This window comes from Aurantimicrobium minutum (assembly GCF_002355535.1).
GTDB lineage: Bacteria > Actinomycetota > Actinomycetes > Actinomycetales > Microbacteriaceae > Aurantimicrobium > Aurantimicrobium minutum.
On the sequence record NZ_AP017457.1, the window covers coordinates 1,147,038 to 1,155,954 of the forward strand.

An 8,917-nucleotide genomic window follows, 5' to 3' on the forward strand; every position below is an offset into this window, starting at 1 on the left:
GCACCTGCACAGGAAAGTTAGTGCCGGTGGTGGAATGGCTGAAGTGCGTCGTCAGGGATCTGACCAAAGCGCCCATAGTTGAAGTCTTCGAGGGCTTGAATTACTTCCTCTTTGGTGTTCATCACAAACGGTCCATAAGCAACGACTGTCTCCTTGATGGGCAAACCACCAAGCAGGAGAACATCCAGTGCTCCGTTACGAGCATCCTGAGTTTTATCTGCAGTGAGAACAACACGATCACCATCAACCATGACAGCGAGGCTTCCTGCGCTGATAGGTGCAGCACTTCCACCCAGCTCACCTTCACCCACGGATCCTTGACCAGCGAGGGTGTAGGCAAGGGCATTGAACTCTGGGTTCCACGGAATAGACACCGACGCTCCGGGAGCTAACGTGACGTGTGCAATAGTCATGGGAGTCTGTGACTTTCCAGGACCCACATGTCCGTCAATCTCACCTGCGATGACGCGAATGAGTGCGCCGCCATCTTGACTGGAAAGCAGCTCAACGTCACCACCGGCAAGGTTTTGGTAGTTCGGTGCTGTCATCTTCTTTTCTGCCGGCAGGTTGATCCACAACTGGATGCCGTGGAAGAAACCACCAGACATCACCAGCTCATCTGGTGGAGTTTCGATGTGCAGCACACCAGAACCAGCAGTCATGTACTGGGTCGCACCGTTTTCGATAATGCCACCACCGCCGTGGTTGTCTTGGTGCTGGAAAGTGCCATCGATCATGTACGTGAAGGTCTCAAAACCACGGTGGGGGTGCCATGAGGTGCCACGTGGTTCGTACGGTGCATATTCAACTTCACCCATCTGATCCATGTGAATGAAGGGATCAATGTCTTGGTAGGAGACTCCAGCGAAAGCACGGGTCACGGGAAAACCGTCACCCTCAAAAGCTTGAGGCCCTCGAGTTACCGACTTAATTGCACGTGCTCGGCCAACGGCAGGAGCCAGGTGGGGAAGCGTGAACGTATCAGCGGTGACTGCGGGCATTGTGTTCTCCTTAGTGAGATCCACTACTGATAAGTCGAATAGTTCTTCAAGTATTCCCTGTTAACGATCAATGGCACCCCGAAGGGTGCCATTGACTGAGTTAAGAAACCGAAGTTACTTTTTGACTGCTGGCTTAGCTGCAGGCTTTGCAGCTGGCTTAGCAGGAGCCTTCTTTGCAACGGGCTTCGCAGCAGGCTTGGTTGCAGGTGCCTTCTTGGCAGCTGGCTTAGCTACTGGCTTGGCAGGAGCCTTCTTTGCAGCAGGCTTCGCAGCAGCGGTTTTTGCAGCAGGCTTCGCAGCAGGCTTAGCAGGAGACTTTGCTGCAGGCTTTGCAGCTGGCTTAGCTGGAGCCTTCTTCGCAACAGGCTTCGCAGCAACCTTGGTGGCTGGCTTTGCAGCAGCAGTTTTAGCTACTGGCTTCTTTGCAGCGGGCTTCGCGGCTGGCTTGGCAGGAGCCTTCTTTGCAGCTGGCTTAGCAGCAGCGGTCTTTGCAGCAGGCTTAGCGGGAGCCTTCTTTGCTGCTGGCTTAGCAGCTGGCTTCTTTGCAGCAACAGTCTTCTTAACTGCTGCGGTGGTCTTTGCTGCGTCTTTCTTGATGGTGGCAGCGGCATCCTTGGATGCTGCGGTCACATCTGCTGCAACGTCTTCAACCTTGACAACAACTTCTGCTGCGGTTGCACCGGCCTGCTTTGCGCCGGAACGGAATGCCTTCTTGAGCGAGGCGAGGAAAGATGACTTAGCCATCAGGAGAACACTCTCTTTTCATATTGGGTGTGCGGGGGAAAATCCTGGTTAAGAGTAACTTGTGAGTTTCCTCGGAGCTTGCTGGCTAGTCGCGAGCCGTCACATTCGGCTTGTGAACGAACTAACATAGGCAGGTGAGTTTTTCCCTCCCTGCCTCGAACTACGTCAGCGTGACCTGGGGCGTTCGACCCGAATCAGGTGGGCTCACTGTCACTCTGTTACACCGCGCTGGAATCTTGAGCCAGGCCGGTGCTGGTCATGTGATTGTTCTGACCTTCGATAGCTATCCACACTATGACCAAATCGAAGAGCAGATGCGGCAGCTCGGTCGTCTCGATGGAGACGTCTCGATTGAGAACATCTGGGATTGGTTACGCACTGAACACATTCCCTCACGACCTACTGGACCTTCACCCAAGCTCAATGAAGCCTTTACACCCCTGGGTGACGGTGATGAGTTTGAGGAGCTTTACCGAGACGGTGTTCTCTACAGCCGCATCCGCTATGCCGCAGACGAGCTCACCATCTTGCAAACCGATCACTACCGCGCAGATGGAACGCTGATGCTCAGCGACCGCCGGGACTTCCGCGAGCGCGGAATCCGAGGCGGACGCCGCATCATTGTGTGTGACCACGCAGGTGAACCGTTCAAGCTGTGGAAGTTCCAGAATGATTTCTATCACTGGGTGCTTGATCGCAGATTTGGATCACAACAGACCACCTTCGTGATTGACAGCAAGACGGCAGTGGGAATGTTTGTGGGTTATCGTCGCCGCAATGCACTGACGGTGCACGTCATTCAGGGCGCACACATTGAGGGCACAACTTCTGATGGTCGCCCCATTCTTTCAGAAGTACGACACAAGAGCATTCGTGAGTTACCGGGATTCGATCTGGTTGCAGCTTTGACCAAACGTCAGCGCAAAGACATTACGGCCGTCATGGGGGCAAGCCCCAATCTGGTAGTGATTCCAAACTCGGTGCCATTGCCAGATCCTGCTTCGATTACGGTTGAGCGCCAAGTGAACCGGGGACTCGTTGTCGCTACCTTTATTCCTCGTAAGCGTGTGCATCTTGCGATTGAAGCAACTTCACGAGCACAGCTGATGGTGGGCTCTGGGTTGAGTCTGGATGTCTATGGCGATGGGGAGACGCGTCCCGAGGTCGAGGCAGCCCTGGCGGAGCACAACGCCGGTGAGTACACCACCTTGCACGGCTACAGCACCACGGCTCTGGAAGAAACAAAGACAGCTTCTTTTATTCTCATTACCTCTGAAACGGAAGGCACACCCCTTGTGTTGTTAGAGGGTATGGCAGCTGGGTGTATTCCGATTGCTTTTGATATTCGCTATGGCCCCAGTGATCTGATTACCCACGGTGTTAACGGCTTCCTCATTCCTGACGGGGATGTCACAGCAATGGCACAAGCCATTGCCACCTTGCAGCAGCTACCTGCTGAAAAAGTAACGGCCATGCGTGAGGCAGCCATCGCAACCGTGCAGGGTTTCAACGACGAGGCCGTGTTACAGCTGTGGGGCAAAGAGTTGACGAAGGCGTGGAAACATAAGTCTGCAGCCTGGTGGCGAACACTGCGTAAATGGCAGGCTTGGAATGCTGCCCGCCACTATGAAAAAACCAATCCTGAAATTGGGCCCAAACTTCCTCCGCCACCTCGGCGTTAACCTTCTAGGCTTGGGAGCATGACTTCTCCTGATGCCCAGATCATTTCTGTTCCCACCTATGGCACTCCGGTCGTTGATGACTCGTGCTACATCGCACCAGGCGGTCGCCTGGCCGGCGATGTCACGCTGCACGCCAACGTGGGTATCTGGTTCAACGCGGTGCTGCGTGGAGACTACGAACCAATCGTGATCGGTGAGGGCTCCAACATCCAAGACAACGTCAGTGGCCACGTCGACACTGGCTATCCCCTCACACTGGGTAAGAACGTGTCTGTGGGACACAACGCGGTTATTCACGGCTGCACTGTGGAAGATGATTGCCTCATTGGCATGCATGCCACCGTGATGAACGGTGCTGTGATTGGCAAGGGTTCTTTAGTTGCTGCCGGTGCGCTCGTTCTGGAGGGAACAATTGTTCCTCCGGGTTCACTGGTTGCGGGTGTGCCAGCGAAGGTGCGCCGCGAACTCACTCCAGAAGAGCAAGAGGCTGTGCGAAACAATGCGGCGAACTACCGTAAACGCCTGGAGATTTACAAAGCTGAAGCAACAGCGTAATTACTTTTCATTGATGGAAGTTATTCCGGGTTATGTAATAAGTCGGAAAAACTAGGCTCCATTTTCCGACTTACGCGCAAAGCCGGAAAACCTGATTCTTCATTCTTTTGAGAATTTAAGAAAGCGCCTGTTCCGCAGCCTTCACCACATTCGCCAAAAGCATGGCCCTGGTCATGGGACCAACTCCGCCGGGGTTTGGTGAGAAGTGGCCAGCAATCTCAGCAACCGCGGGATCAACATCACCGGTGAGCTGTGCTTTGCCCGTTTCTGCATTCTCAACACGAGTAATTCCCACGTCCAACACAGCAGCACCGGGCTTGACCCACTCAGGTTTGATGAAGTGAGGAACACCCACAGCGGCAACGACAACATCGGCGCGACGAATGTCGTCCTCGATGTTGACGGTGCGGGAGTGAGTGAGTGTCACCGTGGCATCTACGCCCTTGCGTGTTAGCAAGAGTCCTAGTGGGCGCCCCACGGTCAGCCCACGGCCCACCACAGTGACATGCTTGCCTGACAGTGGAACGTCATAGCGAGTGAGCAATTCCACAATCCCGGCAGGAGTGCACGGAAGTGGCGAAGCCAGCTCACCTTCAATACCCATAACCAAGCGCCCCAAGTTCATGGGATGCAGGCCATCAGCATCTTTCGCAGGGTCAATCAACTCAAGAGCAGCATGCTCATCGAGGCCCTTGGGCAATGGCAACTGCACGATGTAACCGGTGACAGCAGGGTCTTCGTTGAGCTGCTTAATGGCAGCTTCAACATCAGCCTGAGTGGCTGTTGCAGGCAAATCAATTCGAATCGAATTGATACCTACTTCAGCACAGTCGCGGTGTTTACCCGAGACATACGAATGCGATCCAGGGTCATCGCCAACCAGCAGCGTTCCCAAGCCAGGGGTAATGCCCTGGGCTTTGAGTGCTGCGATGCGTTGTGCGAGTTCACCCTTGACGGCAGAAGCGGTAGCTTTTCCGTCGAGAGTGACTGCTACCACTGCTCGAGGCCTGGGTACAGTGGGAACTTCTCGGTGAGAACCTTCACGCGAGCCTTGAGCGCAGACACATCTGCACCGGGCTTGAGTGCCTCAGCAATGATGTCTGCAACCTCGGTGAACTCAACGTCGCCGAAGCCACGAGTTGCCAATGCAGGAGTTCCAATACGCAAACCCGAGGTCACCATAGGTGGACGTGGGTCGAAGGGAACAGCGTTACGGTTCACGGTGATACCGGCAGCGTGCAGAACATCTTCTGCCTGCTGGCCATCCAGTGGAGAGTTACGCAGGTCAACGAGAACCAGGTGAACCTGGGTTCCACCGGTGAGGACGTCCACGCCGGCTTCCTTCATATCTGCCTGGGTGAGGCGCTCAGCAATGATCTGGGCACCACGAAGTGTGCGCTCGGTGCGGTCCTTGAATGCAGGTTCCATTGCCAGCTTGAAGGCGGTTGCCTTCGCTGCGATGACGTGCATGAGTGGTCCACCCTGCTGTCCAGGGAACACTGCAGAGTTGAGCTTCTTAGCCAGTTCTTCGTCACGGCTGAGGATCAAACCGGAGCGAGGACCTGCCAAGGTCTTGTGCACGGTGGTGGAAACAACGTCAGCGTAAGGAACGGGGTTGGGGTGCAAACCAGCAGCAACCAAACCAGCGAAGTGAGCCATGTCGACCCAGAGCTTGGCGCCGACCTCGTCGGCGATTGCACGGAATTCAGCAAAGTCGAGCTGACGTGGGTAAGCAGACCATCCCGCGATGATCACAGCAGGCTTGTGCTCGTGAGCGAGCTTGCGCACGACCTCCATGTCGACCAGGAACGTTTCAGGGTCAACACCGTACGCAACAGGGTTGTAGATGCGACCAGAAAAGTTGAGCTTCATGCCGTGGGTGAGGTGTCCACCGTGTGCAAGTTCAAGACCCAAGATGGTGTCACCAGGCTGAGCAATCGCGTGCAGTACAGCAGCGTTAGCGGTAGCACCGGAGTGTGGCTGAACGTTGGCGTAGGCAGCACCGAAGAGCTTCTTTGCGCGCTCAATTGCGAGGCTTTCAGCTACGTCAACAAATTCGCAACCACCGTAGTAGCGCTTGCCGGGGTAGCCTTCGGCGTACTTGTTGGTGAGGACAGAACCCTGAGATTCGAGCACTGCACGAGGAACGAAGTTCTCGGAGGCAATCATCTCGAGGAAGTCGCGCTGACGGCCGAGTTCATCCTGCAGGACTGCAGCAATCTCGGGGTCAACCTCGGAGAGCGGGGCGTTGAAGGTGTTATCTGAAGACACAGTTGGCTCCTAGGTGTAGACCGGGACAAACCCGGTAACAGGTTTTTTCGTTATGGCCCAGGCGTTCGGCCACATCCGATCCGTTAATCGCTCCCCGATGGAAACCCATCTCAACGCCAGTTGCGACCGTGTCAGTCTACCAAGCTTGAAGGCAATAATCTTGATACATGTCTGAAGCTACGCACTGGGTACTCACCTTTGTTTGTGCCGATAAACCCGGCATTGTTCACGCAGTATCCGGCGCCATTGTTGCAGCCAATGGAAATATCACCGAGAGCCAGCAATTCTCCAGCGATGACACTGGAACTTTCTTCATGCGCTTGCAGGTAGAGACCACAGCTAGCCGTGAAGAATTTGAGCTGGCACTGCAGCCAGTCACCAGCGCATATGACATGGACTGGCGCTTGGATGTGGTTGGTCGCCCCCTGCGCACCCTCGTGCTCGCCACCAAGGCAGCGCACTGCCTCAACGACCTCCTCTTCCGTCAGCGGGCAGGACAACTGCCTGTCGATATTCCTCTTGTGCTGAGTAACCACACTGACCTGGCAGATCTCGCCGGCTTCTATGGCATTCCCTTCGAATCCATGCCGGTGACCTCACCTGAGCAGAAAGCGGCATTCGAGAAGCGGCTGCTTGAGGTCGTGGAAGAACATGACATCGAATTAGTTGTGCTTGCCCGCTATATGCAAGTTCTCTCTCCCGAATTGTGTAACAAGCTCGAAGGCAAAATCATCAACATTCACCACAGCTTCTTGCCTGGCTTCAAGGGAGCAAACCCCTACAAGCAGGCTCACGCTCGCGGTGTGAAACTCATTGGTGCCACTGCCCACTTCGTCACCACAGACTTAGATGAAGGCCCCATCATTGAGCAAAACGTTGTCCGGGTGGATCACTCCCGCACGCCAGAAGAACTCGTCGCCATCGGTCAAGACGAAGAAAGTCGCACCCTCACCCAGGCTGTGAAGTGGTTTGCTGAAGACCGCGTGCTCCGCGACGGTCAACGCACCATCATCTTCAAATAGCAACATCTCTCGTTCACCAAAAGTTAAGACGTTAGTTTTCCATTCGCGGGAATAGTTTCGTCGCTGTCGGGTTAGCCCCACTGAGAGAACTCTCACGGATACCCCAACACGAAAGAAACATTCATGACTATTACTGCTGAAACCATTCCTGGCTACAAGGCTGGAACCTGGACCATCGACAAGACCCACTCCTCGGTCGGCTTCTCTGTTCGCCACCTCATGATCAGCAAGGTCAAGGGCACCTTCGAAGACTTCGATGCCACATTCGTAACCGGCGAGAACCCCCTCGACACCACGGTGTCTGCGGTTGCTCAGGTTGCCTCCATCAACACCAACGAAGAAAACCGTGACGGTCACTTGCGCACCAACGATTTCTTCGAAGCAGACACCTACCCCACCATCTCCTTCGTCTCCACTGGCGTGAAGGTTAAGGATGCCGAAGACGGTGAATTCATTGTTACCGGTGATCTCACCATCAAGGGCATCACCAAGAGCGTTGACTTTGAATTCGAACTCGGTGGCTTTGCTACCGACCCCTACGGCAACTACAAGGTCGCTGCTTCAGCTGAAACCGAGATCAACCGTGAAGACTTTGGTCTGACCTGGAATGCAGCATTGGAAACCGGTGGTGTTCTCGTCGGCGAGAAGGTCAAGATCACTCTCGACTTCCAGGCCGTGCTTCAGGCCTAGCTCAACCTGGTGTGGGGTGATGTCGTCTCCATCGCCCCACACCCCTTCGGGAATATTTCCTGCTCCCGTAACCTTATCTTCAACACAGCACCTCAAAGGACCACCATGAGCGAGAACACCACCACACAGCCCGTCCTGTTTATGAGCCATGGTGCGCCCATGCTGGTCGATGACCAGCGCTGGTCTGGTGAACTTGCTTCGTGGGGCCAAGAACTGGATAAACCCAAGCAAATCTTGATGGTCTCCGCGCACTGGGAAGAAGCTCCCCCCACCATCAGCTCAACCCAGGAGCACACTCCCCTGGTCTATGACTTTTATGGGTTCCCCAGCAAGTACTACGAGATGCAATATGACACTCCTGCAGCAGTAGAGCTAGCCACAGAAGTTCTTGGTGTGCTCGGCCCCCAGGTCCAGCAGGACCAGGGCCGAGGCCTCGACCACGGTGCCTATGTTCCACTCACCCAGATGTATCCCGATGCGGATGTTCCTGTGTTGCAGTTATCTTTGCCGAGTTTGAATCCGGTGGAACTTTTCGAGATGGGGCGCAAGCTTGCTCCGCTGCGTGATGCCGGAACAATGATTATTGGCTCGGGGTTCACAACCCACAACCTGCGCTGGTTCAACCCCGGTGCCGGTCCTGATGTGACACCACCCCAGGCCTCAGCCGAGTTCGATCACTGGGCAGCCGAAGCGTTAGAGAACAAAGACATTGATGCGTTACTGAACTTCTGGGATGACGCTCCAGCTGCCCATGAAGCACATCCCCGCATTGAGCACTGGGCTCCGCTTTATGTCGCACTGGGAGCTGCATTAGACAGCGGTTTAGATAACACCAGCACTATTGACGGCTTTTGGTACGGACTCTCTAAGCGGTCCTGGCAGTTTGCGTAAATATAGCTACAAACACTGCCACTAACTTTCATAAGTAATTCATAGGTTCCCCATAGGGTGC

9 protein-coding genes and 1 riboswitch are annotated in these 8,917 nt (G+C 54.9%); of the genes, 5 read left to right on the forward strand and 4 right to left on the reverse strand.

Going from position 1 to position 8,917, the window contains the following annotated elements; all coding sequences use genetic code 11:
- Positions 1 to 17: 17 nt before the first annotated feature.
- Positions 18 to 1,001: a pirin family protein gene (locus tag AUMI_RS05695; protein WP_096382325.1), complete on the reverse strand. Its 984-nt coding sequence runs from the start codon at positions 999 to 1,001 to the stop codon at positions 18 to 20.
- 114 nt (positions 1,002 to 1,115) lie between these two features.
- On the reverse strand, positions 1,116 to 1,745 hold the full coding sequence (locus AUMI_RS05700; RefSeq protein ID WP_197702053.1) for a hypothetical protein: 630 nt from the start codon (positions 1,743 to 1,745) through the stop codon (positions 1,116 to 1,118).
- Positions 1,746 to 1,879: 134 nt separating this feature from the next.
- Between AUMI_RS05700 and AUMI_RS05705 the strand changes: the two genes are divergently transcribed.
- Positions 1,880 to 3,427 carry a glycosyltransferase gene (locus AUMI_RS05705; RefSeq protein WP_096382328.1) on the forward strand — a complete coding sequence of 516 codons (1,548 nt, stop codon included), beginning with the start codon at positions 1,880 to 1,882 and terminating at the stop codon, positions 3,425 to 3,427.
- An 18-nt stretch (positions 3,428 to 3,445) separates the two neighbouring features.
- Complete coding sequence (locus tag AUMI_RS05710; RefSeq protein WP_096382330.1) at positions 3,446 to 3,982, forward strand: gamma carbonic anhydrase family protein; 537 nt, start codon at positions 3,446 to 3,448, stop codon at positions 3,980 to 3,982.
- A 115-nt stretch (positions 3,983 to 4,097) separates the two neighbouring features.
- On the opposite strand, the gene AUMI_RS05715 is transcribed toward AUMI_RS05710, so the two are convergent.
- Complete coding sequence (locus AUMI_RS05715; RefSeq protein WP_096382334.1) at positions 4,098 to 4,979, reverse strand: bifunctional methylenetetrahydrofolate dehydrogenase/methenyltetrahydrofolate cyclohydrolase; 882 nt, start codon at positions 4,977 to 4,979, stop codon at positions 4,098 to 4,100.
- Positions 4,973 to 6,253, reverse strand: coding sequence for a serine hydroxymethyltransferase (gene glyA / locus AUMI_RS05720; protein ID WP_096382336.1), 1,281 nt, complete (start codon positions 6,251 to 6,253; stop codon positions 4,973 to 4,975). Before glyA ends, AUMI_RS05715 begins: the two co-directional genes overlap by 7 nt.
- Before the next feature lie 48 nt (positions 6,254 to 6,301).
- Positions 6,302 to 6,387, reverse strand: a riboswitch (ZMP/ZTP riboswitch).
- Positions 6,388 to 6,420: 33 nt separating this feature from the next.
- Here glyA and purU point away from each other — a divergent pair.
- The 3 genes from purU (at position 6,421) to AUMI_RS05735 (ending at position 8,856) form a co-directional block, all read left to right on the forward strand.
- The gene (gene purU / locus AUMI_RS05725; RefSeq protein WP_096382339.1) at positions 6,421 to 7,275 is read left to right on the forward strand and encodes a formyltetrahydrofolate deformylase; all 855 of its coding nucleotides are present in this window, start codon (positions 6,421 to 6,423) and stop codon (positions 7,273 to 7,275) included.
- A gap of 123 nt (positions 7,276 to 7,398) precedes the next feature.
- Complete coding sequence (locus AUMI_RS05730) at positions 7,399 to 7,965, forward strand: YceI family protein (RefSeq protein ID WP_096382340.1); 567 nt, start codon at positions 7,399 to 7,401, stop codon at positions 7,963 to 7,965.
- 105 nt (positions 7,966 to 8,070) lie between these two features.
- Positions 8,071 to 8,856, forward strand: a complete 786-nt coding sequence (locus tag AUMI_RS05735; RefSeq protein ID WP_096382343.1) for a dioxygenase family protein — start codon at positions 8,071 to 8,073, stop codon at positions 8,854 to 8,856.
- Positions 8,857 to 8,917: the final 61 nt, after the last annotated feature.